Below are 24,372 nucleotides of genomic sequence, written 5' to 3' on the forward strand. Positions count from 1 at the left end.
GCGCCGCATTGCCGGCCGCCATGGCGTGAGCCTCGACGCCCCGGCCGGCGTTCCTGCCGATTCCGCCCCATGCCGAACCCGCGCGTGCGGCCCACCTGACTACCGGAGATGGCATGACCGAACCTGTTACCGTCCGCCGCGTCGGCGCGAGCGAAGCGATGGCTTGTGTCGACGCGCTGGCCGACGTGCTGATCGATTGCGTCGAAGGCGGCGCATCCGTCAGCTTCATGCTGCCGATCGAGCGGTCGACCGCCGTCGCGTTCTGGACGCGTGTGGCCGAAGGCGTCGCGAACGACGAGCGCATCCTGCTCGTCGCCGAGGATGCGTCCGGCCGGATCGTCGGCACCGTGCAGGTCGTGACCGCGCTGCCCGAGAACCAGCCGCACCGCGCGGACATCGCGAAGATGCTCGTGTCGCGCCACGCGCGCCGCCAGGGTGTCGCCGCGCGCCTGATGGCGGCGGCCGACGCGGCCGCGCGCGACGCCGGCAAGACCGTGCTCGTGCTCGACACGGTGACGGGCGGCGACGCCGAGCGGCTGTACGAACGGGCCGGCTGGCAGCGCGTCGGCGTCGTGCCGAACTACGCGCTGATGCCTGACGGCGCGCTGTGCGCGACGACGTATTTCCACAAGCAGCTCGCGTAACGGAAGCCGCGATGCATCCGATTGCTCCGGCGCTGCTGTTCGCCACGCTTGCGGCCGGTGTGGTGGCATTGATCGCGCCGGCGTGGCTCGCCACCGTGTGGCGGCGCCGCACGCAGGTGCCGTTGCGCGTATTTTGCTACGGGATGCTGACCTTCTTCGTGTTCCAGCCCGTATTGCGCCTGTCGTGGCAGGCGCCGCTGTTCCACTGGCTCGGCACCGGTCCGCGCTGGCATCTGCCGATGCTCGTGTTCGCCGCGTTGACGGCCGGGCTTTTCGAGGAATGCGGGCGCTGGGTCGCGTTCCGGTATCTGCTGCCGAAGCGGCACGACGCGCCAACGGCCGTGATGCTCGGGCTCGGGCACGGCGGGCTGGAGGCGATGTTGCTGGTCGGCGTCGGGTTTGTCGTGCTGAGTACCGGCTATCTGCTCGCGCATGCGGGCGTCGTCGTGCCGGAGCGCGCGCAGTCGCTGATCGGGTCGCAGTTCGTGGGGATGACGCTCGCGTCGCCGTTTCTCGCGCTGTTCGAGCGCGTGAGTGCGATGGCTGCGCATGTCGGGCTGTCGCTGATCGTGTTGCAGACGTTCGTGCGCGGCGCGAAACGCTGGCTCGCGTATGCGATCGCGCTTCATTTCGCGTTCGATCTCGCCGCGGTGCTGCTGACACGGTACTGGCACGTCGATACCGTGCTGGTCGAGGGGCTGCTGTTCGTCGGCAGCGTTGCGCTGCTGCGGTTGGGCGTGCGCTGGAGCCGCCTGAGCGCCGGTGCAGGCGACACGCATACGGGGCACGTCGCGTGACGGGTTTCGCACGTGTCGGCTGCCGCCTCGCGAACGGAAACCAGCCGGAATGAAAAGCAGGGCCGGACGCAGCTCCGGTCCGATATATTCACGGTCACGCAGAAGCACACCAACAACACGCCACGCAACCGCCGCCTCGATGAAACGCTCCCATGTCGCCTTCGCCCTCACGGGCCTGCTCGTCGCGCTGCCGATTGCCGCGTATGCGCTCGTCAAGCCGCTGCGCGTCGTCGCGCCGGCGCTGATTCCCGGCGTGTCGTGCCCGAGCGCCGACATCTGCACGGACGATGCCGCGAAGCTCGGCGACGCGCAGCAGCTCTATCGCGACGGCTACGCGCGTGCGGCGGCGGCCGTCGGCGCGTTCCGCGCCGCACCGCGCGTCGTGTTCTGCTCGACGCGCACGTGCGCCGATGCGTTCGGCCTCGGCCCGCGCGCGGGGCTGACGCTCGGCGATTTCGGCGTGGTGATCGCGCCGCGCGGCTGGCAGACCTACTTTCTCGCGCACGAGCTGATTCATCATCGCCAGGCGGAAGTGCTCGGCAATGTGGCGGTCGTGACGAAGCCGCGCTGGCTGATCGAAGGGATGGCGTATGCGCTCAGCGACGATCCGCGCCATCCGCTCGCGCAACCGTTCGAGTCGTGGCGCACGCAGTTTGCCGCGTGGAATGCGGCGCGCGGCGCGCAGCCGCTGTGGGATGCCGCGCGGGCAGTCCGATAGCGGGCGACGGCGACGCGGTCGCGCGCGAATGGCGACGTGCCGCTATGCCGGCACGGCCGGATCGTCCGGCTGCCCGACGAGCGTGCGGCGCGTCGCATCGAGGATCTCGTCGGCGAATGCGGGATCGATGCCGGCCACCGCCCGTGACAGCACCAGCGCGCCGACCATCCGGCTGAGGACGGCGATCGCGTCGCCGCGCGCGTCGGCCGCGGCCGAGCCCTCCGTGGCCACCATGCGTTCCAGCCGGTCGAGATACGCGGCGACGCCGCGCGTGTAGCAGGCGCGCGCCGCATCGGTCAGCCGCGGCGCATCGCCCGCGAAGCCCGACAGCGGGCAACCGCCTTCGACGTTGTCGCGATGCGCGCCCGACAGGTACGCCGTCACCTGTTTTGCGACGCTGCCGGCATTCGGCGAATCCGCGCGATCCTGCATCGCCTTGTCCATCACGGCGGCGACCAGCGCGTCCTTCGACTTGAAATGGTTGTAGAAGCCGCCCTGCGTGAAGCCGGCTTCCTTCATCAATTCCGTCAGCCCGACGGCGTCGACGCCGCGCACGCGGAACAGCCGCTCGGCCGCCGCGACGATCGCGTTGCGGTTGTCGGCAGCCTGTTGTCTCGAGACGCCCATCGATCCCTCCCTCATTCCAGCAATTATCGCGATTGAAAATCACAATGGCGATCACCATTGACGTGCCGTCATCGCGCTGGCACCATGCATCGCAAAGACGAGGGTGATCGACATTGAGATTCGAGTGTAGCCGACTTCGCGGACGAAGCGAAGCAACCGGCGCAACATGGATCGAAGTCGGTCTGGCTCCAGGGTGCGGCGAGGCGCGGGCGGCGGGACGGCCCGGCTTGCGGCACCGGCGGGGCAACGGTTCGGTACGCGATGGCAGCGTGGTTTTTCACCGGATTCCGGGCGTGCGGCGAACCGGCGCGCACGGGATTCAATCTCCGAAAGGATGGGTCATGAAGATCGAAGGTGCAGTCGTTTTCATCACGGGCGCGAACCGCGGGCTTGGCCTCGAGTTCGCGAAGCAGGCGCTCGAACGGGGCGCGCGCAAGGTCTATGCGGGCGCACGCGATCCGGCCAGCGTGACGCTGCCGGGCGTGGTGCCCGTGAAGCTCGACGTGACCGACCCGGCGTCCGTCGCCGCGGCGGCCGATGCGGCGCGCGACGTCACGCTGCTGATCAACAACGCCGGCATCGCGCGGCTCGGCAGTCTGACCGACGACGGCGCGGTCGACGCATTGCGCGCTCACCTGGAGACCAACGTGTTCGGGATGCTGGCGATGTCGCGCGCATTCGCGGGAACCCTCGCGGCCCATGGCGGCGGCGCGATCCTGAACATCCTGTCGGTCGCGAGCTGGGTGAACCGGCCGATCCTGTCGGGCTACGGCGTATCGAAGTCGGCCGCATGGGCGCTGACCAACGGCCTGCGCCATTCGCTGCGCGAGCAGCGCACGCAAGTGGTCGGGCTGCATGCCGGCTTCATCGACACCGACCTGACGGCCGGCCTCGACGTGCCGAAGGCCACGCCGTCCGACGTCGTGCGCCAGGCGTACGACGCGATCGAGGCAGGGGCGGAGGAAGTGTCGACCGACGAGTTCACGCGGCAGGTGAAGGCCACGCTGTCGTCGGGCGTCTATCTGGAAGAACCGGCGCCGCGTTGACGCTGCCGGCAATGCGAACCCGCCGCCCGCGCCATGAGCGCGGCGGCGGCGAGCGTCATCGTCAGACCGTCGTGTCGATGATGCCCGGGATCTTCACGTCCGGGTTCACATCCGCGTCGTAGTCGACGCCGGCGATCTCGAAGCCGAACAGGCGCAGGAACTCGGTCTTGTAGCCGGCGAAGTCGGTCATCTCGTACAGGTTCTCGTTCGTCACCTTGTCCCACATCGCGACGACCTTCGCCTGCACTTGCGGATCGAGTTCCTTGTAGTCCGCGCGCAGGCGGCCTTCTTCGTCGACGTGCGGCGTCGCGCCGTACAGGCTGTCCTTCAGGAGCCCGTACACCTGCTCGATGCAGCCTTCGTGCGTGCCGGTTTCCTTCATCACCTTGAACAGCAGCGACAGGTACAGCGGCATCATCGGGATCGCCGAGCTGGCCTGCGTGACGACCGCCTTCAGCACCGACACGCGGGCATCGCCGCCGTGCGCGGCCAGCTTGTCGCGGATCGACAGCACCTTCTTGTCGAGATCCTTCTTCGCTTCGCCGATCGAGCCGTTCCAGTAGATGTCGTGCGTGATCTGCTCGCCGAGGTACGTGAACGCGGTGGTCTTCGCGCCGTCGGCCAGCACGCCGGCTTCGGCCAGCGCGTCGATCCACATCTGCCAGTCCTCGCCGCCCATCACCGCGACGGTGCCGTCGATCTCTTCCTGCGTCGCCGGTTCGAGCGACACGTCGCGGATCACTTCCTTGTCGGTGTCGAGACCGCGGAACGTGACGGCCTTGCCGATCGGCTTGAGCGTCGAGCTGATGGTTTCGCCCGTCTTCGGGTGCGTGCGGCGCGGTGCGGCGAGGCTGTAGACGACCAGGTCGACCTTGCCGAGATCCTGCTTGATGGTGTCGATCGTGACCTGCTTGACCTTGTCGGAGAATGCGTCGCCGTTGATGCTGCGCGCATACAGCCCCTTTTCGGCGGCGAATTTCTCGAACGCGGCGCTGTTGTACCAGCCGGCCGTGCCCGGCTTCGTTTCGCTGCCGGCGCGCTCGAAGAACACGCCGAGCGTGTCCGCTCCCGAGCCGAATGCGGCGGAGATCCGGGCGGCGAGGCCGTAGCCGGTCGACGCGCCGATCACGAGCACCTTTTTCGGGCCGTTGGCGATCGGGCCGTGCGAAGTCACGTAGTCGATCTGTTCCTTGACGTTGGCTTCGCAGCCGACCGGATGAGTCGTCACGCAGATGAAGCCACGCACGCGCGGTTTGATGATCATGAAAACCTCAGTCTAATCAGAAAGGCGGGGACGGCCTGAAATCGGAAAAATCCCGCGCATTGTAAAGGAAGCGGCCGATCGCGGGCGGGCGCGGCCGGAACGCGCCGGATCGGTCAGTTATTTCTCTATTGACAGAAATAACTGAAAAAACTAAATTCCCCACCATGGAACTCACACCGATTGCCGAACGATTCATTCTCCACTGGGGCGAAATGGGCTCGCGGTGGGGCGTCAACCGCACTGTCTCGCAGATTCACGCGCTGCTCTACCTGGCCGGACGGCCGGTTGCGGCCGACGAGATCGCCGAGACGCTCAACGTCGCGCGCTCCAACGTCAGCACGAGCCTGAAGGAGCTGCAGGCGTGGCGGCTCGCGAAGGTCGTGCACGTGCTGGGCGATCGCCGCGACCACTTCGAGACGTCGACCGACATCTGGGAGCTGTTCAAGCTGATCGTCGAAGGGCGGCGGCAGCGCGAGATCGAGCCGACGCTCACGGTGCTGCGCGATTGCCTGACGAATCCGGAGATCGCGAACGAGAGCCGCGAGACCGAACAGCGGATTCGCGACACGCTGCAGTTCGTCGAGACGCTGACGACCTGGTCCGACGAGATGCTGCGGCTCAAGCCCGATACGCTGATGAAGGCGCTGGGCATCGGCGCGAAGATCAGCCAGACGGTCAGGCGCAAGCCGTCGAAGTAAGCGGTAACGGCAGAGCGGGCAGGCAGCCCGCTTTTTTCGGGGTTGATATTTCTGTTTTTACAGAAATAACTGTAATAAGAGGATGAAAATGAGCGCAACGTTGCCGTCGACCTGCCTGCCCGAGCGCACCGGCGCGCGCGGCATGACCGTGCTCGTCTGCGGCGCGAACGGTTTCATCGGCCGGGCGCTGTGCGCGCAGCTCGAAGCCGGCGGGCATCGCGTGCTGCGCGGCGTGCGTCGCGCGGCCGGCCCGCACGACGTCGCGATCGACTTCGCGCAGGACGTCGATCCGCAAGCGTGGCTCGCGCGGCTGAAGGGCGTCGACGTGGTGATCAACGCGGTCGGCATGCTGGCCGATCGACGCGGCGCGACGCTCGACGCCGTGCATCGCGCCGCGCCGTGCGCGCTCTTTATCGCGTCTTGCCTGGCCGGCGTGCGGCGCGTGATCCAGATTTCGGCGCTCGGCGTCGAGCGCGGCGACACGCGGTACTTCGCGAGCAAGCAGGCGGCCGACCGGTTCCTGCAGACGCTGCCGATCGACTTCCGCATCGTGCGCCCCGCGCTCGTCTACGGGGCGGCCGGCGCGTCCGCGCGGTTTTTCCGGATGCTCGCGAGCCTGCCCGTGCACGTACTGCCGGCGGGCGGCCGTCAGCGGCTGCGCCCGGTGCATGTCGACGATCTCGCCGAAATCGTTGCGCGGCTCGTCGTGCAAACGGGCGATTCGCGGGCGGCCGGCAGCGGGGTGATCGACGTGGTCGGCAGCGACGAAGTCGAATACCGCGAGATGCTGGCGGGCTACCGCGCCGCGCTGGGTTTTCCGCCGGCGGCCCGCGTGACGCTGCCCGGCCCGCTGGTCGGGGCAACGGCCGCATTGCTCGGCGCGCTGCCGGGGGCGATGCTGACGCGCGACACGTGGACGATGCTGCGCGGCGGCAACACCGGCGATCCGGCGGCCGCCACGGCCGTGCTCGGCCGGCCGCCGCGCGGCCTCGGCAGCTTCATCGGCGCGGAAGCCGCCGCGCTGCGCCACGACGCGCTCTCGATGTGGCGGCGCCCGTTGCTGATGGGCGCGCTCGCGATCGTGTGGATCTGGACGGCGATCGCGAGCGCCTTCATCCATCCGCTGCGCGCGAGCCTTGCGCTGCTTGCGCCCGCGCACGTGACGGGCCTGCCCGCGCTGATCGCGCTTTACGCGGCCAGCGCGCTGGATTTCGCGTTCGGCATCGCGACCGTCGTCGCGCCGTCGCGGCGCCTGTGGGCCGCGCAAGCAGCGCTGATCGTCGCGTATTCGGCGGTCATCGCGGTCACGATGCCCGGCCTGCTGGCCGAACCGTTCGGCCCCGTGCTGAAGAACGTACCGATTCTCGCCATCCTGTTGATCCTCTATTCAGAAGAAGAACACGCATGAATACCTATCTCGTCATCAAGGCGCTTCACATCCTGTCCTCGGTGCTGCTGGTCGGCACGGGGTTCGGCACCGCGTTCTACTTGTTCTTCGCGAACCGCACGCGGTCGGTGCCCGCGATCGCGGCCGTGTCGCGGCTCGTGGTGCGCGCGGACTGGTGGTTCACGACGCCGGCCGTGATCTTCCAGCCGGCGTCCGGGCTGTGGCTCGCGCATACGGCCGGCTGGCCGTGGCATACGCCGTGGCTGCTCGCGTCGATCGTGCTGTACGCGGTCGCCGGTGCATGCTGGCTGCCGGTCGTGTGGTTGCAGCTCGAACTTGCATCGATGGCGAAGCTTGCGCACGCGAACGGCGACGCTGCGTTGCCGGAGCGCTACTGGCGCTATGCGAAGCGCTGGGAACTGCTCGGTTATCCGGCGTTCTTCGCGATGCTGACCGTGTATTTCCTGATGGTGGTCAAGCCGATGTAAGCCTGTCGTCGTCGCGCAGGAGCGGCGGCGTACGCGGGAAAGCAGTCGATCGATCGGTTCATGATGCTTGCGAAAACAAGAAGGAGTGCAAAGCATGAATGAAAATGAATTGGTGCTGTATTTCGACGGGCGATGTCCGTTATGCGTCGCGGAAATCCGGCGTCTCGGCGAGCGCGACGCGCGACACCGGCTGGCGTTCGTCGATATCGCCGAGCCGGGTTTCGATCCGGCGCCGCTGGGCGTCGACCTGCCCGCGCTCAATCGCGAGCTGCATGCGCGTCTGCCCGACGGACGCATGCTGACCGGCATCGACGGCATCGTGGCCGCCCATGCGCTGGTCGGGCGGCGCGGGTTCGCCTGGCTGCTTCGCGTACCGGCGATGCGTGCCGTGTTCGCGCCGCTGTATCGCCGCCTCGCACGCAACCGATATGCCGTATCGCGCTGGCTCGGATATCGCGCGCAAGCCTGCTGCGAAGGCGATGTGTGCAGCATCGGCAGGAACGCCGACAGCGCGGCGGCGCATCGCCCGCCGCGCGACAAGCTGCGCCGCGTCGCTGTGAACGCGATGTACGCAGCCGCAATCGCGCATCTGCTCGTCGGCGTGGTGATTCCGTGGATTGCCGGCGCGCCATGGCTCGACGCGTATCACCGCGGCATCGAGCGGCATTTCTGGTCGACAGCGGCGCCCGAAGCCGCGCGCGCCCAGCAGGTCTGGTGGATGTCGCTGCTCGGCGCGACGGTGCAGTGCGCGGCGGTGTGGATGCTCGCGCTCGTCCATCTCGGCAACCGGTTGCGGACGCGGGAAGTATGGGGCTGGCTGCTGGCCGGCCTGTTGATCTGGGCGCCGCAGGACATGCTGTTGTCGTGGCAGGCGCAGGTGTGGGGGCACGTGGCGATCGATGTGGCCGCGCTCGTCGCGATGGTGCCGCCGCTTGTCTGGTTGTGGAGGAGGGATACCGCATGAACACGTTGCCGGCTTTCGACTGGGCGCTCAACCTGCTGATCGCGCAGGGCGCGATGGGCGCATTCGATACGCTTTACCACCACGAACTCACGCAGGACCTGCCGCACAGCCCACGCGCGCGGCGCGAACTGGCGATTCACGCGGTGCGGTCCGTGCTGTACGGCCTCGTGTTCGCTTCGATCGCGAACGTCGCGTTTCACGGCGCGTGGGTCGCGGCGCTCGCGGCGGTCGTGCTCGTCGAAGTGGTGCTGACGTTGTGGGATTTCGTCGTCGAGGACCAGAGCCGCAAGCTGCCGGCGACCGAGCGCGTGCTGCATACGCTGCTGGCCGTCAACGGCGGCGCGCTGTTCGGGATGATCGCGATGCAGCTCGCCGTGTGGGCGCACGAACCGACCGCGCTGCACGCGATCGACGTCGGCTGGCGCGGCTGGCTGCTCAGCCTGTTCGCCGTCGGCGTGACGGTGTCGGGCGTGCGCGACGGAATCGCCGCGTGCCGCATCGCGCGACGCGCGCCGGCCGCCAAGCCGTTCGCGGGGCAGCGGCCGGGCAACGTGCTCGTCACCGGCGGGACCGGCTTCATCGGCGAAACGCTCGTGAACCAACTGCTCGATGCAGGGCACACGGTCACGTTGCTGGCGCGCGATCCGCTGCGCGCGGCTTACCTGTTTCAAGGCCGCATGCGCAGCGTGACGTCCATCGACCAGTTGCAGCCGCACGAACGCTTCGACACGGTGATCAATCTCGCCGGCGCGCCGGTGCTGGGCGCACGCTGGAGCCAGCGCCGGCAGGCGCTGCTGCTCGCCAGCCGCGTCGGCGTCACGCAGGCGCTGATGCGCTGGGTCGACGCCGCCGAGGTCAAGCCGCGCACGTGGATCCAGGCGTCCGCGATCGGCTACTACGGCGTGCGGCCGGGCGACGAACGGCTCGACGAGGACAGCCGTACCGGCACCGGCTTCATGTCCGAGCTGTGCCGGCAATGGGAGGCGGCCGTGCAACCGCTCGAGCGCCACGGCGTGCGCGCGGTGGTGCTGCGGCTGGGCATCGTGTTCGGCCCGGGCGGCGCGTTGCGCCCGATGCTGCTGCCGCATTACTTCGGGCTGGGCGGCCGATTCGGCGACGGCGCGCAGGTGATGAGCTGGATTCACCGCGACGACGTGTTGCGGATCGTCGCGCGAGCGATGTCCAACACGGGCATGCATGGCGTCTACAACGCGGTCGCACCGGTGCCGCTGACCCAGCGCGCGTTCGTGCAGGTCGTGACGAAGGTGTTGCGCCGCCCGGCGTTCCTGCACGTGCCGGCCGCGCCGCTGCGCGCCGCGATGGGCGAGATGGCCGAGCTGCTGCTGGACGGGCAGCGTGTGGTGCCGGCACGGCTGCATCAGGACGGATTCATGTTCCGCTTTCCAACGGCCGAGCACGCGCTGCGCGACCTGACGAATCGGCCGCACACCGATTTCGCGCCCGCGGTCTGCCGTTTCCCGCGAGGTCGTGTATAAATTCGGCGTGAACGCGTTCGGCGCGTGCCGTGCGCGCCGAACGCTCCGCACCCGACCCCTCAAGGAGACTGCATGCTGCACGTCCTCGGCAAGATTCCGTCCATCAACGTCCGCAAGGTGCTGTGGCTGTGCACCGAACTGAACCTGCCGTTCGAACAGGAAGACTGGGGCGCGGGCTTCCGCACGACCCACGATCCGGCTTATCTCGCGCTGAATCCGAACGCGCTCGTGCCCGTCATCCAGGATGACGATTTCGTGCTGTGGGAATCGAACACGATCATCCGCTATCTCGCGAACCGCTACGGCGGCGATGCGCTGTATCCGGCCGAGCCGCAGGCGCGTGCGCGGGTCGACCAGTGGATCGACTGGCAGGGCTCGGACCTGAACCGCTCGTGGGTCGGCGCATTCTTGGGTCTCGTGCGCAAGTCGCCCGATCATCAGGATCCGGACGACATCGCGCGGTCGATCGCGGGCTGGACGACGCACATGCGCGTGCTGAATGCGCAGCTCGACAAGACCGGCGCGTACGTGGCCGGCAACACGTTCACGCTCGCGGATATCCCGATCGGCCTGTCGGTGAACCGCTGGTTCGGCACGCCGTTCGAGCATCCGGACCTGCCGGCGGTGTCGCGCTATATCGAACGTCTCGCGACGCGCGAAGGGTTCAAGCAGTACGCGGGGAGCGCGAATCCGTAATGCAGCGCGGGTAGCGCGTGAAGCGGCGGCATTGCAATCGCCGCCACTTCACGACCGACTCATCTACGCACCCGCCGGTCACGCACCGGGCGCCGGGACCGCGTCGAGCACGCGCGCGAGAAACGCCTCGTGATTCCACGCGGCTTCCGGCCGTGACAGCCCGAGCCGCACGACCACCAGCTCGCGGCTCGGCACCACGCTCACGAACTGGCCTTCATGGCCGACCGCGTGAAACGCGTCGGCCGGCATCGCGCGCGCGTGCGGATCGCGATCGTTGAACGGCTCCGGCACTTTCACCCACAGCTGCGCGCCGAATTCCTGCCTTGACGACTGCGGCGTCGCGCGCGTCAGGTAGCGCACCCAGCCTTCCGGCAGCCGCCGCTGCCCGTTCCACACGCCGTCCTGCAGAAGAAACTGCCCGAAGCGCGCCCAGTCGCGTGCGCTCGCATACAGGTACGACGCGCTGACGAGCGTGCCGGATGCATCGGGCTCGAACACCGCGCTGCGCATCCCGAGCGGCGCGAACAGCGCGCGGCGCGGAAACGCGAGATAGTCGGCGTCGCTGCCGCCCAGCGCTTCGCGCATCACGCGCGCGACGATCGCGCTCGTGCCGCTCGAGTACGACCATTGCGCGCCCGGCGTCGCGGCGAGCGGCTTCGCCGACGCGAACCGCGCGGTATCGGGCTGCGTGAACAGCATCACCGCGACGTCGGACAGCGGATCGTCGTAGTCCTCGTTGAATTGCAGGCCGCTCGTCATCCGCAGCAGCTCGTCGAGCGTGATGGCCGCGCGAGGATCGCCGCTGCCGCGCCATTCGGGCAGCAGCGCCGACGCGTCCGGCGACAGCTTGTGTTGCGCGACCAGCGTGCCGACCAGCGCGGCCGTCACGGTCTTCGTCATCGACCAACCGGGCAGCGGCGTATCGGCCGTGAAGCCGGGCGCATAGCGTTCGGCGATTACGTGGCCGCGCCACATCACGACGACCGCGCGCGTGCGCCGCGGCCGCGCCGGATCGGGTTCGTCGAACGCGCGGTCGAGCGCGGTCTGCAGCTTGTGGGCGTCGATGCCGGCGGGCGGCGTGGCCGGTGCGGGCGGGTCAGGTTGCGCGAGCGGCGGATCGGGGAGGGGCGGCAACGCGGCGGGCAAGGTGGCCGCCGCCGCGCCGGTCGGGGAGCCAAGTGCGAGCGTGCAGCCGAGCCCGGGCCGGAAGTCGGCTTCGCGTTCGGCGAAGCCGGCGAAGGTCGCCACCGCGCGATGATGGTCGGGATCGAGCGACGGGCGCACCAGTTTCAGCAGCGGATGGACGCCGGCCATGATGTCGACGTCGATCACAGACGCGGCCGGCCGGCCCGACACGAACACGCCCGAACACAGCGCCTTGGCCGCATAGCCGGTCGCGATCGGCGCGAGCCGGGACAACATATAGCCCGTGTAACCGATCGCGGCGACGAGCACGAGCGCGACACCGCGCAGAATCAGCTTCCTGAGGGGGATCGTCATGCGCGAGCGTCCTCGGTGGCGTGCCGGCCGGCAACGATTCGGCAGTGTCGCAGGTTCGGGCGATGCGATGCAATCGCGGCCGCGTGACGCGCGATGACGGCCGCAAGCGTGCGCGCTGCCGCGTGTCCGGTCGTTCGGCCGGCGCCGCGTGTCGCGCGAGTTGATATCGGGCCGGCCATCGGCCGATAATCGTCCGGCATTGCTGTCCCAGTCCCACTGTCCAATCGAGATCGGAAAACGCCATGTCCTACGACAACAACAACCCGTTCGCCAAAATCCTGCGCGGCGAACTGCCGTGCGTGAAGGTCGCCGAAGACGACGCGACGCTCGCGATCATGGATCTGATGCCGCAGGCCGACGGTCACGTGCTCGTGATCCCGAAGGAGCCGGCCGCGCAGATCTTCGAGCTGTCCGGCGATGCGGCCGCGGCCGGCATCCGCATGACGCAGCGGGTCGCGGCGGCGGTGCGCGCGGCGCTGGAGCCGGACGGCGTGTTCATCGGCCAGTTCAACGGCGCGGCCGCCGGCCAGACGGTCCCGCACGTGCACTTCCACGTGATTCCGCGCTGGGAAGGCGCGGAGCTGCGGATGCATGCGCGCGACATCGCCGACGCGGCGACGCTCGAAGCGCTCGCGCAGCGCATCCGTGCCCGCTTCGTGTAACAGCCCGACCGCCGCCGGCGCGGCGGCCGCCCACCGGCCGGCCGCTGCGCCGCCCAAGCTTGTTTCAACGGTCACGTGAGGTAACACGTGTAACCGCCCGGGAAACTCGGCCGGCCGGGCCCGGCGCTAGACTCCGCGCATTGTTTCATCGAGCGAAGGGAAGGGCGCACACCGCCTTCTTGCCGCGCCGCCGCCCATCGCGGGCGCGGGGCGCGGCCTTCGTGAGATGCCATTCGTCTTTCGTGCGGGGAACCGAGCCATGTCCAGACTTCTCATCACGCTTGCCCTGATCGGCGGCCTGTCCGGCTGCTACGTCGCGCCGCCGTACGGCTACGCGCCCGCGCCGGCCTACTACGGCTATGCGCCCGCGTATTACGCGCCGCCCGTCAGCGTCGGGATCGGCGGCAACTTCCGTATCCGCTGATCCGTCGCAGCGCGAGGGCCCCGGCGCCGGCCACACCGGCCCCGTCGGCTGTCGTTAGGCGGACGATACGCGCGAACTCGCGCCACGCATGACGGCGACGCACGGCACTGGGTGTGCGCAGTTCCTATACTTCACAGGAAACCGCATTCCGCGAGGCCGTCATGAGTGTCACCCGCAAGGTCATCGTCCTGACGGGCGTATCCATACTCGTCTATCTCGGGCTCGCCGTGCTCGGCAGCGGCGGGTTCGCTGCGTTCTTCTCGCATCCGCAACTGACCGTCGTCGCGATCGCGACGCTCGCGATGGCCGTCGCCGCGCTGTTCACCGAAGGCAACCTGAGCAGCGGCGAGCGCGAAAGCCGCGACAACCGCTGGGTGCTCGCGGCGTTCGCGGTGAGCGGCTTCCTGCTCGCATACCTGCCCGCGCTGACCGATCGGCTCGACGTGTGGACCTTCGGCGGCGACACGGTGCGCTGGATCGGCGTCGTGCTGTACCTCGCGGGCGGCGTGCTGCGTATCTGGCCCGTGTTCGTGCTCGGCAAGCGCTTCAGCGGACTCGTCGCGATCCAGCCGGGCCATACGCTGGTGACCGGCGGCATCTACAGCCGTATCCGCAATCCGAGCTATCTCGGCCTGGTCGTCAATTCGTTCGGCTGGGCGCTGGCGTTCCGCTCGGGCGTTGGCGTGCTGCTGGTCGTGCTGACGCTGGTGCCGCTCGTCGCGCGAATCCGCTCGGAGGAGGCATTGCTGCGTTCGCAATTCGGCGCCGAATACGACGCGTATTGCGCGCGGACGTGGCGTTTACTGCCCGGCGTGTACTGACCCCGTCATTTTTCCGCTCACCGTCGTTCGGAGGCTTGCCCCCGGCGTGTGCAGATGTGTTGCCACGTGTGTCTCGAATGCACGACTGGGTGCATGACCGGCCTGTCTGAATGCAGGGCCGGACCGTTGCGGAAGCCAATACCGGCAAGGGTTTCAGCCGGATTCGGCGGGCGCTTCAACGTCTGTTATTCGTAAACAACTTGTTACCACAATGTCCACGGCACGAATGCGGGACCGGTGCTATTCTTCGCCGCAAGCTCGTTGAAATGAATTGGTCCGCGGTTCGGCACAATGCCTGGCCCGACGTCGATCGATTCAGATCGTCGTACCGAGCGGACCTCGATAACCAGAATTGCGAACAAGGAAGAATACGGGAATGTGGAAGAAAATCGCCCCCGCTCTCGTCGTCGCCGCGTTGACCGGCGCGACTGCACTGCCGGCAATGGCCGGTGACTTGAACAACGCGCTCGGCGGCGCGCTCGGCGGGGTTGCCGGCGCAGCGGTCGGCGGCGCGGTCGGCGGCAGCACGGGCTCCGTCATCGGCGGCGCGATCGGCGGCGGCGCCGGCGGCGCGGTGACGTCGAACCGTCGCGAGCGCACCGGCGCGATCATCGGCGGCGCCCTCGGCGGCGGCGCGGGTACCGCGGCAGGCAACGCGATGGGCGGCCGCACGGGCGGCCTGCTGGGCGCGGCCGTCGGCGGCGGCGCCGGCGCGGCGCTCGGCGGCAACATGTCGCGCAGCTCGTACGATCGCGATCACGGCGACCGCGGCTACCGTCACCGCAAGCATCGTCACCACCGCGACTGGGACTGATCGCCGCTGGCGCGGCACGGTGCGCGACCCGCGCACCGGCGCGCTGACGGCGTCGGCACCCCGACGCGAGCTTCAGCCCGGCGCCCCTGCCGGGCCGCTTCCCCGGCCAGACCGGCGATTCTCCTCCGGCTTCATCAGCCGCTGCCATGGGCCCGATTTGCAGGCCGGCAATTTTCCCTCCGCTGTTTTCTCCGTTTCTCGACGACATCGTCTGCCGCGTCCGAATGCGTCCGGACAGGATCGGTCGAATGCCATCCGCTTTTCCTTCGACACGTCGGTTCGTTCCGACCTGACCGGACTTGACCGTCTCGTAGCAATCCGCTGCCCCGCACGTATCGACTGCTTTCCATCCGCGTAACGACAAGCACCGGAACCTGCACGTGCGGGGCGCGTTGCCAGGTAAGGACGCATCGCCGGGACGTCGCAACCGTCAGGATTTCCCTGATAGTCGGCGCGCCCCGCAACGCCTTCCCACCGCGCATCGCGGGCGCCGGCCGGTAGTGGGAAATCGAATGCATGTCATCGCAACATTTAATTGGTCGATCGGGATCGACTTGGCTATCGTCGGCGATGCTCGTGTACGGAGTCGAACCGTGCTGCCGTCCGCGTCTCGCCCTGATCGCGAGCGCCGCGGCCCGGCCGCCGGCCCGACGACCCGGGCCGCCGGGTCCGCTGAACCGGACGGACCCGACGCGAAGCCTGGCCGACCGACCGAAGGCGCATGCGCCTTCAAGCCACCCCGGCAACGATGTCCCGCCGTCGCCTGCGTGCCCCACGCGCGTGCGAACCGCCCGATGCCGTTTGCGCCCGGGGCCGGACCAACCCATTGCCTGGATGCACTATGTCTAAGACAACGTATTACGCGCCGCACGGCGGCCACCCGCCGCAGACGGATCTGCTGACCGATCGCGCGATGTTCACCGAGGCGTACGCGGTGATCCCGAAGGGGGTGATGCGCGACATCGTCACGAGCTGGCTGCCGTTCTGGACCAACACGCGCCTGTGGGTGATCGCCCGCCCGCTGTCGGGTTTCGCGGAAACCTTCTCGCAGTACATCGTCGAAGTGAATCCGGGCGGCGGCAGCGACAAGCCCGAGCAGGACAAGAACGCCGAAGCCGTGCTGTTCGTCGTCGAAGGTGAGGCCGAGCTGACGCTGCAGGGCAAGCAGCACACGCTGAAACCGGGCGGTTATGCGTTTATTCCGCCGGGCGCGGACTGGACGCTGCACAACGTCAGCGATGCCGCGGTGCGTTTCCACTGGATCCGCAAGCACTACCAGGCCGTCGACGGCATTCCGCTGCCGGAAGCGTTCGTGACGAACGAGCAGGACGTCGAGCCGATCCCGATGCCGGGCACCAACGGCGCATGGGTGACGACGCGCTTCGTCGACATGAGCGACATGCGCCACGACATGCACGTGAACATCGTGACGTTCGAGCCGGGCGGCGTGATTCCGTTCGCCGAAACGCACGTGATGGAGCACGGCCTGTATGTGCTGGAAGGCAAGGCCGTTTATCGGTTGAACCAGGACTGGGTCGAGGTGGAAGCCGGCGACTTCATGTGGCTGCGTGCGTTCTGTCCGCAGGCGTGCTATTCGGGCGGGCCTGGGCGGTTCCGTTATCTGTTGTACAAGGATGTGAATCGGCACATGAACCTGACGCTGAATCCGGCGCGCTAAGCGCCGCGCAGGTCGGACATGAAAACCCGTCGGTGTATGCCGGCGGTTTTTTTCGGTTCTTCGTGGGGTTCCCTGGATGTCTGGTGGCGATCCGGAGCGGTCTCTCATTGCCCCAAAAACCGGACATTCACGGCGATGACCTGGGACACGGCATTCATCGTCTTGTAGCTATTTATTTAGGTCAAAGGAAACTGGTATACGTACGACTGCGCGAGCAGGTTTGCCGTCAATTATCTCCGGACGGCACTTCAAGTATCGGACTCCATCAATGGCAGCTTGATCGAGGCGCGGGGAGCCACTGCTTTGGACAATCTCGGTGCGATCGATGTCGCCGTTCAAGCCGATCAAGATTTCTACTATCACCGTCCCATGCTCCCCGGCCACAGCGGACTCAGTAGGATAGAACACTCTTGGGACCATGCCACATCTGCGACGAAACGCAGCGAACCGCATCGTCCGCTCGTAAGCTGCCTGCAATTCCGCTTCCGTATGCCGAGGAAACGAACCTTGGTCAGGCGAGCCGGTTAATGAACTGTCAACTGGTGTATTGGCTGGAGTAGGCGTACGGTGAACCGTGGCGCATGCTGTCAACGCGACAGCGCATAAGAAAAATAATCTGTATAGACGCATATTGGAAACGAGATATGAATTCTGTCTTCGTTAAGCTGAACTCAGCGAGCTTATTCATTTCGACTCAAGGGTCACTTGCAACTCAGCGTGCTCGCAACAATCGCGACATCATGATGTCACCCATCAAGGACGGGCATCGCGTGAGCGACTTCGCCAACTCTTGTTCGTAAGCGATGCCAAGATGCTCGATCCCGTGAACAATGCTCCACAGCACACCCGCCCCATCACTATCGGGGAATCGTTCAAAAAGGCCGAATAGAACACTCAGCGACTTCTCCGACACCCCGATGCTCCAGAGATCGTCCAAAAGACGCTGGAGCGGCAACCAGTCCCCACCAGCCGGACTAAATTGGGCTATTTGAGAAAGAACCTCTTGCTCTGACGCAAACGGAAGAGACTGACTGTCGACGCACATGATCGGGCAGTAGGTAGCTCGCAAGGGCTGCCGTGTTGACTTGACTGAGGAATTGTTGCCGATCCAGTCTTGATTGTCGAATATGCACAGCTAGCGAAACCTACTCTGTGTCTGTATCCTCCGCTTCAATCGCGGGCTCATCATCACCAAAGCTGGCGAAGATGCAGGCATCGAGCTCGCAGGGGTAGATGTCGAGCTCCTTTGCAATCCGCTGCACCAGGTCTTGAACGAAGAGGTATACCGCTTCGTCAGTCATGGCAGCGCCTCTGGGCACGAAGTTCGCACCGAACTCCCGCAGCCTTTTGAGAACTCTGCTGTCCAAGGGCACCTCATATCTGGACAACCCTATCCATTGAATGAAGTTCCGGGCTTGCTTCTGGCCGAGGCCGGGAAAGTCGCCGGAGCGCAAATAGTCGGCGACCAGGCGCTCCTTTCGCGACGTCGTGTTCTTTTCAAGGGTTGCCAGTTGCGCCTGCAGTTCGGCCCAGCCGTCCAACTTCTGAAGGTTGTTGAGCGTCTTCGCAAGATTCTTCGCGATGGTCACCGAGCGCCGTAGACCTGCTTGGGTGCACTCTGTCTCGATCAAGCGTTGAACGTCCTTGGAATTCCTGCATCTCTCCAAATTGAGAGCCGGGCTGTCCGACTGGAGGAATTTGCTCGCGACTGACTTCGGGCCGGACCGCTGCTGCGTGGTCACGTTGCAGCCAACGAGAACTCGCCAGATTTTCTCTTCCGAGAGGTCAAGCGCTTCGCTCCGCTTCACGTTTCGGGCGCGACGCTGAATCGCCAAGTCCTTGTTCTTGTTTTCCTCGACGAGGCGCTTCCACCGAGAAATGGTGGCGGCGCTGATGCTCCAATTCGCAATCATTTTATTCCTCTCCCATGCGTCTAGTTAACTCGCCCCGCTGCTTCCACGAATAGTTATTGATATCTCCACCCGATTGCCGGAGCGTTTCGATTGTCAACGATTTGGCCACCGCGGTCGAGCGCTCGAAATTGGCCGTTAGCCGACCTCGGAAACCCGATATCGGCGCTCACGTCAAAATACTTCGAACGAACACCAGTCGGGCACGAACGTCTCGAAGACAAAAAAGTCGTCGATGTATGTCAGCCCAAGCCGTTCCAATGACTTCGTGCACTCATCGGCCGCATCGCCTCCGAAGAACGGGCCAAGCGATATGAGGCTATCGGATTCGTCAAAATATTCCCGAAAATTGAATTCGACCATGACCGTGGATAGGTCGACATTCTTGGCTGCTAGCGCAGCCCGCCGGACAACGATTCCGAAATCTCTCGAAACTTTCATCGATATTGACCAAAGGCAAGCGGGTACTGAAGATTGTCGGTGATCTAGTCCCTATGGTCGAGTGTCTGAAGCTGGCCGAATACCGGTGGTCTTCGCAGCTTTCCCGCAGAAACCCGCGATGGGCCTGTTTTCATGGTCGGTGCGTATCGCTACAGCCCGAGTGCACCCGCGGCAAGCATCGCAACTTCCAGCCGCGTATCGGCCGGCAACTCGTCTTCCATCAACCACACGGCCGACAGCCCCGACCACGCGAGTATCCACTGCAGCAACCGCCGCCGGTCGAGCCGCGTAGCATCGGCCACGAGCACAACGCGCCGCTCGAAACGCACCGGATCGACCGCGATGTCATGCGCAGGATTGCAGAACAGGTTCGCGTAATCGAACGTGCGCTCGCCGCGCAGCCCTTTCGGGTCGATCGTGCGCCAGCCTCGATCGCCGAAATGAAGAATGTTGTCGTGATGGATGTCGCCGTGCAGCACGACTTCGTCGACGGACGGCCCAGCCAGCAACTGACGAGCGATCGTCGCCGAGCGGCGCAACGCGTCGTTGTCGGCGTCGTTGGACAGCAACGCGTAGAACCAGTCATGCAGCGGCACGACCGGAGGCACCTGCGGCGCACGATGCGCATGCAGCCGCGCGACGACATCGCAGGCGATGCGCATCGTGTCGTCGTCGTGGCCCGCTGCCGACAACGCGGAGAGCGTGGGGGCCGGCTGCGCGCGTTCGAGCAGGATCGCGTCGCCGTCGTGCTGCCACACCTGCGCGGCGCCTTGCCCGTTCCACCAGGTCATCAGCGCATTGCCGCGCCGCTCTTCGTCGCAAGTGGCGACCTTCAGCATCGCGGGCTGTGTGCGCCAAACGACCGGCAGCAGGCCGCCGCTGGCGGTCAGGATCGGGCCGCCGTCGGGGACGAGGCTCCACAGGTCGAGGTATCGATCGAACATCCGACGATGGTACAAGCGAACCGGCCCGCGCGCCCGGCACACTCGACCGCAACGGCATGCCGCAACCCCGCATCCACGGTGCGAGCGGCCCCCAAGGCGCTTTCCTAAATAAAATTTAGCCAGCCAAACTTTGGCTAAAGAATGTTCCGGTTTCGCGCCATCCCTTCGACAATGCGCGCCTTTCGTGACCGATCGGCGCCGCTCGCGCGCCGGTCGTCGCGGCACTGACGAAGGAGCCCGACATGACCGACCCCACCGCCAACCCGCCGCCGCCCGTGCCGCCATCCGTACCGCCGCGCCGCCGTCGCGTATGGCGCACGCTCGCGGGCGCGCTGCTCGGCCTGACGCTCGCATGCGCGGGCATCGGCGCCTGGACGATCGATCGCATCTGGACGCAATTGCCGTCCGTCGAACACCTGGCCGTCTATCGTCCCGCGCTGCCGCTGCGGATCTTCTCGCGCGACGGCGACCTGCTGGCCGAATACGGCGTCGAGCGGCGCGAGTTCGTGCCGCTCGAACGCATCCCGCCGCTGATGCGCCATGCGCTGCTCGCGGCCGAGGACGCGAAGTTCTACGAGCACGGCCCGGTCGATGTCGGCGGCCTCGCGCGCGCGACGTTCGCGAACGTCGTGACGGGGCAGCCGGGGCAGGGCGGCAGCACGATCACGATGCAGGTCGCGCGCAACTTCTACCTGACGCGCGACAAGGTGCTGAGCCGCAAGCTCGCCGAGATCCTGATGGCGGCGAAGCTCGAACGCGCATACAGCAAGAACAAGCTGCTCGAGCTGTACATGAACGAGATCTATCTGGGCGAGCGCGCATACGGTTTCGCGGCCGCCGCGCACGTGTACTTCGGCAAGCCGCTCGACGCGCTGAGCGCGGGCGAGGCGGCCATGCTCGCCGGGCTGCCGAAGGCGCCGTCCGCGTTCAACCCGGTCGTCAATCCGGCGCGCGCGACCGCGCGGCGCAACTACGTGCTCGGCCGGATGCACGCGCTCGGCCAGCTCGACGACGCGACGTATCGCGCGGCCGTCGACGCGCCGATCGCACTGGCGACGACGCCGCCGCCCGGCATCATCGCGGCGCCGTACGTTGCCGAGCGCGCGCGCCGGATGATGGTCGAGCGGTTTCGTGACGACGCGTACACGCTCGGCCTCGACGTGACGACGACGATCTCGATGCGCGACCAGCGCGCGGCCGAGGCCGCGCTCGAGCGCACGCTGAGCCGGCAGCCGCGCGCGACACGCGATACGCGCAACGGGCTCGAAGGCGCGCTCGTGTCGCTCGATGCGGCCACCGGCGACATGCTCGCGCTGGTCGGCGGCGCGGATTTCAATCGCAATGTGTTCGACCATGCGCTGCAGGCGTATCGGCAGCCGGGTTCGAGCTTCAAGCCGTTCGTCTATTCGGCGGCGCTGGAGAAGGGCTACTTCCCGGGCGTGCTCGTCGACGATACGCAGCGCACGCTCACGCACGCGGAAACCGGCGCGCGGCCGTGGCGTCCGCGCAATTTCGGCAATCGCTACGAAGGCTTCATCCCGGTGCGGCGGGGGCTCGTGCGCTCGAAGAACCTGGTCGCGGTCAGCCTGATGCAGGCCACCGACGCGCGCTACGTGCAGCAGCACGCGGTGCATTTCGGCTTCGATGCACAGCGCAATCCGGCGTCGCTGCCGCTCGCGCTCGGCGCGGGCGCCGTGACGCCGCTCGAACTCGCGAGCGCATACAGCGTGTTCGCGAACGGCGGCACGCGGATGGAGCCGCGCCTGATCCTGTCGGTGAAGCAGCGCCACGGCGGCGCGATGTACGAGGCGACCGTGCCGGCGGGCGAGCGCGTCGTGTCGGCGCGCAATGCGTTCGTGATGGACAGCATGCTGCGCGACGTCGTGCGGGCCGGCACCGCGCGCGGCGCGCTCGCGCTGCGGCGCGACGACGCGGCGGGCAAGACGGGCACGTCGAACGGATCGAAGGACGTATGGTTCGCCGGCTATTCGTCGGGCATCGTCGCGGTCGCGTGGCTCGGCTACGACACGCCGCGCCCGATGGGGCGCGCGACCGGCGCGACGCTCGCGCTGCCGGTCTGGCTCGACTACATGAAGACGGCCGTCGACGGGCGCACACCGGTCGACGCCGCGCCGCCGCAGGACGTCGCGCTCGTCGACGGCGATTTCGTCTACGCCGAATACACGCGCGGCACCTGCACGGCCGACGTGCCGGCGTATATCCGCAGCCGCTTCGCGTGCGGCGGCGCGGCGGCCAGCGATGCGTCGGATGCGTCGGACGCGCGGGCCGGCGACGGCAAGCGCGACGAACCGATGCCTGCCGCCGTCGATGCGGCCGAGCGCGAACGCGTGCTCGACCTGTTCCGGACCGACGACTGACGCGCGCGATGCATACGCTCTATCTGATTGCGATCGTCGCGGAAGCGATGTCGGGGGCGCTGATGGGCATGCGCCGCGGGATGGACCGCTTCGGGCTCGCGCTCGTCGGCGCGGTGACGGCGCTCGGCGGCGGCACCGTGCGCGACGTGCTGCTCGGCCACTATCCGCTCGGCTGGATCGCGCATCCCGAATACCTGGTGATCACGCTCGTCGCGGCGACCGTCGCGTCGTGGGCGGCGCGGCACGTCGCGCGGATGAAGACGCTGTTCGTCACCGTCGATGCGATCGGCCTCGCGGCGTTCACGATCATCGGCTGCGACGTCGGCGCGTCGACCGGCACGGCGCCGATCATCGTCGTGCTGGCCGGCGCGATCACGGGCGTGTGCGGCGGGATGCTGCGCGATTTACTTTGCAACGAGATGCCGCTGATCCTGCGCGAGGAGCTGTATGCGAGCGTCGCGTTCGTCACGGGCGGGCTGTATGTCGGGATGCAGCATGTCGGCATCGACGCGGGGTTCGCGACGCTCGCCGCGCTCGCGGCCGGCTTCTCGATGCGGATGCTCGCGGTGCGGCTCGGCTGGAAGATGCGGACCTTCGGTGCGGCGGACGTCGAGCATTGAGCGCTCGCGCTGGAGGTTGCCGCGCCGGCACTCAGTCCGGCTGCATCAGCTGAAAGACGTTCCCTTCCGGATCGACGCCGTCATACATCCGGTACGGGAAGCCGTCATAGCGCTTGATATCTCGTACGGTCACACCGTCACGGGCGAGCCGGTCGCGATGTTCGTTGATATCGGCGTCGATCGTGAATACGAGTTTCACGTTGCTGGTGGCTGCGTGCGCGTTCGTGCTTGCAGATGCAAGTGTGGCCGCATCACGGAACGCCGGGCCGGCCCGATGCAGCGCGAGTTCGATCGCGCCTGCGTCGAGCACGGCCCATTCGCCGCCGATTTCCTCGATGACGGGCAGCGCGAAATGCCGTTGATAGAACGTCTTCAGCAACGTGACGTCGCGGACGTACAGGATGATGCGGGTCATCGGAAGCGGCACGGGGGTTTCCTCGAAGGGGAGAGACGACAGACCTGGAGAGAACGCCGCCGTCCAAGGCAGCGCACGACGTCGAGCGACGCAACGATCATGCGAGACACGCCCGCGCTACGCGGGCACCATCACCGGCGGCGTCCCGTCGCCGGTTTCCACCATCTTCACCGCGAAACCGTAGCACAGCGCGATGTGGGCCGGCGTCATCACGTCGCGCGGTGCGCCCTGCGCGACGATCGTGCCGCCGGCGAGCATCGCGATCGTATCCGCATGCCGCGCGGCGAGGTTCGGATCGTGGACGATCGCGAGCACGCCGAGCTGCCATTCGCGCGCGACGGCGCGCACGGTATCGAGCAGCCGGTGCTGGTGCGCAAGATCGAGCGCGGCGGTCGGCTCGTCGAGCAGCAGGTAGCGCGGGCCGGGTTCCATCGCGTCATGGTCCGGCCACAGCTGCGCGAGGACGCGGGCGAACTGCACGCGCGCGAGTTCGCCGCCCGACAGCGTCGTGACGTCGCGGCCGACGAGCGCATCGGCGCCCGCGCGTTCGAGTGCGCGCCACGCGATGTCGCGATCGCGATGTGACGTGGCGCCGCCGCGCCGCGCATGCGGATAGCGGCCGAGCAGCACGATTTCGTCGACGCTGAACGGGAACGCCGGCTGCGCGGCCTGCGGCAGCACCGCGCGCAGGCACGCGAGCCGCGGCGCGTCGATGCGCGCGAGCGGTTCGCCGTTCAGCGTGACGTCGCCCGTCACGCGCACGCCGTTCGGCGCGATGCTGCCGGTCAGCTCGCCGGCGAAGGTTTTCAGCAGCGTGCTCTTGCCCGCGCCGTTGCGGCCGAGCAGCGCGGTCACGTGGCCGGGTTCGATCGACAGCGACAGGTCGCGCAGGATCGTGTCGTGCCGGCGGGCGACGTCGAGGTGGTGGGCAGTCAGCATG

The 24,372-nt window shown here is 67.2% G+C and carries 26 protein-coding genes; 17 read left to right on the forward strand and 9 right to left on the reverse strand.

Annotated elements, in window-relative coordinates; all coding sequences use genetic code 11:
* The first annotated feature begins 113 nt into the window (after positions 1 to 113).
* The 3 genes from HWX14_RS22070 to HWX14_RS22080 all read left to right on the forward strand — a co-directional run bounded on the left by HWX14_RS22070 (position 114) and on the right by HWX14_RS22080 (position 2,159).
* On the forward strand, positions 114 to 644 hold the full coding sequence (locus HWX14_RS22070) for a GNAT family N-acetyltransferase (protein ID WP_175884479.1): 531 nt from the start codon (positions 114 to 116) through the stop codon (positions 642 to 644).
* A gap of 11 nt (positions 645 to 655) precedes the next feature.
* The gene (locus HWX14_RS22075; RefSeq protein WP_175884480.1) at positions 656 to 1,441 is read left to right on the forward strand and encodes a YhfC family glutamic-type intramembrane protease; all 786 of its coding nucleotides are present in this window, start codon (positions 656 to 658) and stop codon (positions 1,439 to 1,441) included.
* Between the two features lie 139 nt (positions 1,442 to 1,580).
* Positions 1,581 to 2,159: a hypothetical protein gene (locus HWX14_RS22080; protein ID WP_175884481.1), complete on the forward strand. Its 579-nt coding sequence runs from the start codon at positions 1,581 to 1,583 to the stop codon at positions 2,157 to 2,159.
* 42 nt (positions 2,160 to 2,201) lie between these two features.
* On the opposite strand, the gene HWX14_RS22085 is transcribed toward HWX14_RS22080, so the two are convergent.
* On the reverse strand, positions 2,202 to 2,786 hold the full coding sequence (locus HWX14_RS22085) for a TetR/AcrR family transcriptional regulator (RefSeq protein ID WP_175884482.1): 585 nt from the start codon (positions 2,784 to 2,786) through the stop codon (positions 2,202 to 2,204).
* A 341-nt stretch (positions 2,787 to 3,127) separates the two neighbouring features.
* Here HWX14_RS22085 and HWX14_RS22090 point away from each other — a divergent pair, with 341 nt between their 5' ends.
* The gene (locus HWX14_RS22090; protein ID WP_175884483.1) at positions 3,128 to 3,832 is read left to right on the forward strand and encodes an SDR family oxidoreductase; all 705 of its coding nucleotides are present in this window, start codon (positions 3,128 to 3,130) and stop codon (positions 3,830 to 3,832) included.
* Between the two features lie 61 nt (positions 3,833 to 3,893).
* Here the strand turns inward: HWX14_RS22090 and fabV are convergent, their stop codons facing one another.
* Positions 3,894 to 5,096 (reverse strand): enoyl-ACP reductase FabV, encoded by a 1,203-nt coding sequence (gene fabV, locus HWX14_RS22095; RefSeq protein ID WP_175884484.1) that lies wholly within the window; start codon positions 5,094 to 5,096, stop codon positions 3,894 to 3,896.
* 164 nt (positions 5,097 to 5,260) lie between these two features.
* Between fabV and HWX14_RS22100 the strand changes: the two genes are divergently transcribed.
* From HWX14_RS22100 to HWX14_RS22125, 6 genes are all read left to right on the forward strand, one after another.
* Entirely contained in the window at positions 5,261 to 5,794 is a 534-nt protein-coding gene (locus HWX14_RS22100; RefSeq protein ID WP_006480371.1) for a MarR family transcriptional regulator, read from the forward strand.
* An 88-nt stretch (positions 5,795 to 5,882) separates the two neighbouring features.
* The gene (locus HWX14_RS22105; protein WP_175884485.1) at positions 5,883 to 7,202 is read left to right on the forward strand and encodes an SDR family oxidoreductase; all 1,320 of its coding nucleotides are present in this window, start codon (positions 5,883 to 5,885) and stop codon (positions 7,200 to 7,202) included.
* Positions 7,199 to 7,669, forward strand: coding sequence for a DUF2269 domain-containing protein (locus HWX14_RS22110; RefSeq protein WP_059238660.1), 471 nt, complete (start codon positions 7,199 to 7,201; stop codon positions 7,667 to 7,669). Before HWX14_RS22105 ends, HWX14_RS22110 begins: the two co-directional genes overlap by 4 nt.
* A 94-nt stretch (positions 7,670 to 7,763) precedes the next feature.
* Positions 7,764 to 8,633, forward strand: coding sequence for a DUF393 domain-containing protein (locus HWX14_RS22115; protein WP_175884486.1), 870 nt, complete (start codon positions 7,764 to 7,766; stop codon positions 8,631 to 8,633).
* Positions 8,630 to 10,129, forward strand: coding sequence for a TIGR01777 family oxidoreductase (locus HWX14_RS22120; protein WP_175884487.1), 1,500 nt, complete (start codon positions 8,630 to 8,632; stop codon positions 10,127 to 10,129). The genes HWX14_RS22115 and HWX14_RS22120 overlap by 4 nt, the downstream gene beginning before the upstream one ends.
* Before the next feature lie 72 nt (positions 10,130 to 10,201).
* Positions 10,202 to 10,825, forward strand: a complete 624-nt coding sequence (locus HWX14_RS22125; protein ID WP_175884488.1) for a glutathione S-transferase — start codon at positions 10,202 to 10,204, stop codon at positions 10,823 to 10,825.
* A 78-nt stretch (positions 10,826 to 10,903) separates the two neighbouring features.
* On the opposite strand, the gene HWX14_RS22130 is transcribed toward HWX14_RS22125, so the two are convergent.
* Positions 10,904 to 12,325, reverse strand: coding sequence for a serine hydrolase (locus tag HWX14_RS22130; protein ID WP_175884489.1), 1,422 nt, complete (start codon positions 12,323 to 12,325; stop codon positions 10,904 to 10,906).
* 242 nt (positions 12,326 to 12,567) lie between these two features.
* Here HWX14_RS22130 and HWX14_RS22135 point away from each other — a divergent pair, with 242 nt between their 5' ends.
* From HWX14_RS22135 to HWX14_RS22155, 5 genes are all read left to right on the forward strand, one after another.
* Entirely contained in the window at positions 12,568 to 12,987 is a 420-nt protein-coding gene (locus HWX14_RS22135; RefSeq protein ID WP_089492911.1) for an HIT domain-containing protein, read from the forward strand.
* 259 nt (positions 12,988 to 13,246) lie between these two features.
* Positions 13,247 to 13,411, forward strand: coding sequence for a hypothetical protein (locus HWX14_RS22140; RefSeq protein WP_162836114.1), 165 nt, complete (start codon positions 13,247 to 13,249; stop codon positions 13,409 to 13,411).
* A gap of 161 nt (positions 13,412 to 13,572) precedes the next feature.
* Positions 13,573 to 14,232: an isoprenylcysteine carboxylmethyltransferase family protein gene (locus tag HWX14_RS22145; protein ID WP_175884490.1), complete on the forward strand. Its 660-nt coding sequence runs from the start codon at positions 13,573 to 13,575 to the stop codon at positions 14,230 to 14,232.
* A gap of 376 nt (positions 14,233 to 14,608) precedes the next feature.
* A complete protein-coding gene (locus HWX14_RS22150) occupies positions 14,609 to 15,046 on the forward strand; it encodes a hypothetical protein (protein WP_006496212.1) in 438 nt (145 codons plus the stop codon).
* Positions 15,047 to 15,887: 841 nt separating this feature from the next.
* Positions 15,888 to 16,724: a bifunctional allantoicase/(S)-ureidoglycine aminohydrolase gene (locus HWX14_RS22155; protein ID WP_175884491.1), complete on the forward strand. Its 837-nt coding sequence runs from the start codon at positions 15,888 to 15,890 to the stop codon at positions 16,722 to 16,724.
* 712 nt (positions 16,725 to 17,436) lie between these two features.
* On the opposite strand, the gene HWX14_RS22165 is transcribed toward HWX14_RS22155, so the two are convergent.
* The 4 genes from HWX14_RS22165 to HWX14_RS22180 all read right to left on the reverse strand — a co-directional run bounded on the left by HWX14_RS22165 (position 17,437) and on the right by HWX14_RS22180 (position 20,019).
* A complete protein-coding gene (locus HWX14_RS22165; RefSeq protein ID WP_175884493.1) occupies positions 17,437 to 17,661 on the reverse strand; it encodes a hypothetical protein in 225 nt (74 codons plus the stop codon).
* Positions 17,662 to 17,869: 208 nt separating this feature from the next.
* Positions 17,870 to 18,637, reverse strand: coding sequence for a hypothetical protein (locus HWX14_RS22170; protein WP_175884494.1), 768 nt, complete (start codon positions 18,635 to 18,637; stop codon positions 17,870 to 17,872).
* A 171-nt stretch (positions 18,638 to 18,808) separates the two neighbouring features.
* Positions 18,809 to 19,075: a hypothetical protein gene (locus HWX14_RS22175; RefSeq protein WP_175884495.1), complete on the reverse strand. Its 267-nt coding sequence runs from the start codon at positions 19,073 to 19,075 to the stop codon at positions 18,809 to 18,811.
* A 149-nt stretch (positions 19,076 to 19,224) separates the two neighbouring features.
* Positions 19,225 to 20,019: an aminoglycoside phosphotransferase family protein gene (locus HWX14_RS22180; RefSeq protein WP_175884496.1), complete on the reverse strand. Its 795-nt coding sequence runs from the start codon at positions 20,017 to 20,019 to the stop codon at positions 19,225 to 19,227.
* Positions 20,020 to 20,261: 242 nt separating this feature from the next.
* On the opposite strand from HWX14_RS22180, the gene HWX14_RS22185 reads away from it, so the two are divergent.
* The gene (locus HWX14_RS22185) at positions 20,262 to 22,397 is read left to right on the forward strand and encodes a PBP1A family penicillin-binding protein (RefSeq protein ID WP_175884497.1); all 2,136 of its coding nucleotides are present in this window, start codon (positions 20,262 to 20,264) and stop codon (positions 22,395 to 22,397) included.
* An 8-nt stretch (positions 22,398 to 22,405) separates the two neighbouring features.
* Complete coding sequence (locus HWX14_RS22190) at positions 22,406 to 23,017, forward strand: trimeric intracellular cation channel family protein (protein WP_175884498.1); 612 nt, start codon at positions 22,406 to 22,408, stop codon at positions 23,015 to 23,017.
* Between the two features lie 31 nt (positions 23,018 to 23,048).
* Here the strand turns inward: HWX14_RS22190 and HWX14_RS22195 are convergent, their stop codons facing one another.
* Positions 23,049 to 23,444: a VOC family protein gene (locus tag HWX14_RS22195; RefSeq protein WP_175884499.1), complete on the reverse strand. Its 396-nt coding sequence runs from the start codon at positions 23,442 to 23,444 to the stop codon at positions 23,049 to 23,051.
* 105 nt (positions 23,445 to 23,549) lie between these two features.
* Positions 23,550 to 24,371: a heme ABC transporter ATP-binding protein gene (locus HWX14_RS22200; protein ID WP_175884500.1), complete on the reverse strand. Its 822-nt coding sequence runs from the start codon at positions 24,369 to 24,371 to the stop codon at positions 23,550 to 23,552.
* Between the last annotated feature and the right edge of the window lies 1 nt (position 24,372).

Origin of the sequence: Burkholderia sp. BCC0044 (assembly GCF_902832955.1) — a bacterium.
Taxonomy (GTDB): domain Bacteria; phylum Pseudomonadota; class Gammaproteobacteria; order Burkholderiales; family Burkholderiaceae; genus Burkholderia.

Coding starts and splice junctions, on each gene's coding strand:
- HWX14_RS22170 (WP_175884494.1), bottom strand. CDS start 18,637: ATGATTGCGAATTGGAGCATCAGCGCCGCCACCATTTCTCGGTGGAAG.
- HWX14_RS22120 (WP_175884487.1), top strand. CDS start 8,630: ATGAACACGTTGCCGGCTTTCGACTGGGCGCTCAACCTGCTGATCGCG.
- HWX14_RS22100 (WP_006480371.1), top strand. CDS start 5,261: ATGGAACTCACACCGATTGCCGAACGATTCATTCTCCACTGGGGCGAA.
- HWX14_RS22150 (WP_006496212.1), top strand. CDS start 14,609: ATGTGGAAGAAAATCGCCCCCGCTCTCGTCGTCGCCGCGTTGACCGGC.
- HWX14_RS22190 (WP_175884498.1), top strand. CDS start 22,406: ATGCATACGCTCTATCTGATTGCGATCGTCGCGGAAGCGATGTCGGGG.
- HWX14_RS22130 (WP_175884489.1), bottom strand. CDS start 12,325: ATGACGATCCCCCTCAGGAAGCTGATTCTGCGCGGTGTCGCGCTCGTG.
- HWX14_RS22200 (WP_175884500.1), bottom strand. CDS start 24,371: ATGCTGACTGCCCACCACCTCGACGTCGCCCGCCGGCACGACACGATC.
- HWX14_RS22110 (WP_059238660.1), top strand. CDS start 7,199: ATGAATACCTATCTCGTCATCAAGGCGCTTCACATCCTGTCCTCGGTG.
- HWX14_RS22140 (WP_162836114.1), top strand. CDS start 13,247: ATGTCCAGACTTCTCATCACGCTTGCCCTGATCGGCGGCCTGTCCGGC.
- HWX14_RS22145 (WP_175884490.1), top strand. CDS start 13,573: ATGAGTGTCACCCGCAAGGTCATCGTCCTGACGGGCGTATCCATACTC.
- HWX14_RS22125 (WP_175884488.1), top strand. CDS start 10,202: ATGCTGCACGTCCTCGGCAAGATTCCGTCCATCAACGTCCGCAAGGTG.
- HWX14_RS22180 (WP_175884496.1), bottom strand. CDS start 20,019: ATGTTCGATCGATACCTCGACCTGTGGAGCCTCGTCCCCGACGGCGGC.
- HWX14_RS22155 (WP_175884491.1), top strand. CDS start 15,888: ATGTCTAAGACAACGTATTACGCGCCGCACGGCGGCCACCCGCCGCAG.
- HWX14_RS22185 (WP_175884497.1), top strand. CDS start 20,262: ATGACCGACCCCACCGCCAACCCGCCGCCGCCCGTGCCGCCATCCGTA.
- HWX14_RS22070 (WP_175884479.1), top strand. CDS start 114: ATGACCGAACCTGTTACCGTCCGCCGCGTCGGCGCGAGCGAAGCGATG.
- HWX14_RS22105 (WP_175884485.1), top strand. CDS start 5,883: ATGAGCGCAACGTTGCCGTCGACCTGCCTGCCCGAGCGCACCGGCGCG.
- HWX14_RS22090 (WP_175884483.1), top strand. CDS start 3,128: ATGAAGATCGAAGGTGCAGTCGTTTTCATCACGGGCGCGAACCGCGGG.
- HWX14_RS22175 (WP_175884495.1), bottom strand. CDS start 19,075: ATGAAAGTTTCGAGAGATTTCGGAATCGTTGTCCGGCGGGCTGCGCTA.
- HWX14_RS22115 (WP_175884486.1), top strand. CDS start 7,764: ATGAATGAAAATGAATTGGTGCTGTATTTCGACGGGCGATGTCCGTTA.
- HWX14_RS22085 (WP_175884482.1), bottom strand. CDS start 2,786: ATGGGCGTCTCGAGACAACAGGCTGCCGACAACCGCAACGCGATCGTC.
- HWX14_RS22075 (WP_175884480.1), top strand. CDS start 656: ATGCATCCGATTGCTCCGGCGCTGCTGTTCGCCACGCTTGCGGCCGGT.
- HWX14_RS22080 (WP_175884481.1), top strand. CDS start 1,581: ATGAAACGCTCCCATGTCGCCTTCGCCCTCACGGGCCTGCTCGTCGCG.
- fabV (WP_175884484.1), bottom strand. CDS start 5,096: ATGATCATCAAACCGCGCGTGCGTGGCTTCATCTGCGTGACGACTCAT.
- HWX14_RS22135 (WP_089492911.1), top strand. CDS start 12,568: ATGTCCTACGACAACAACAACCCGTTCGCCAAAATCCTGCGCGGCGAA.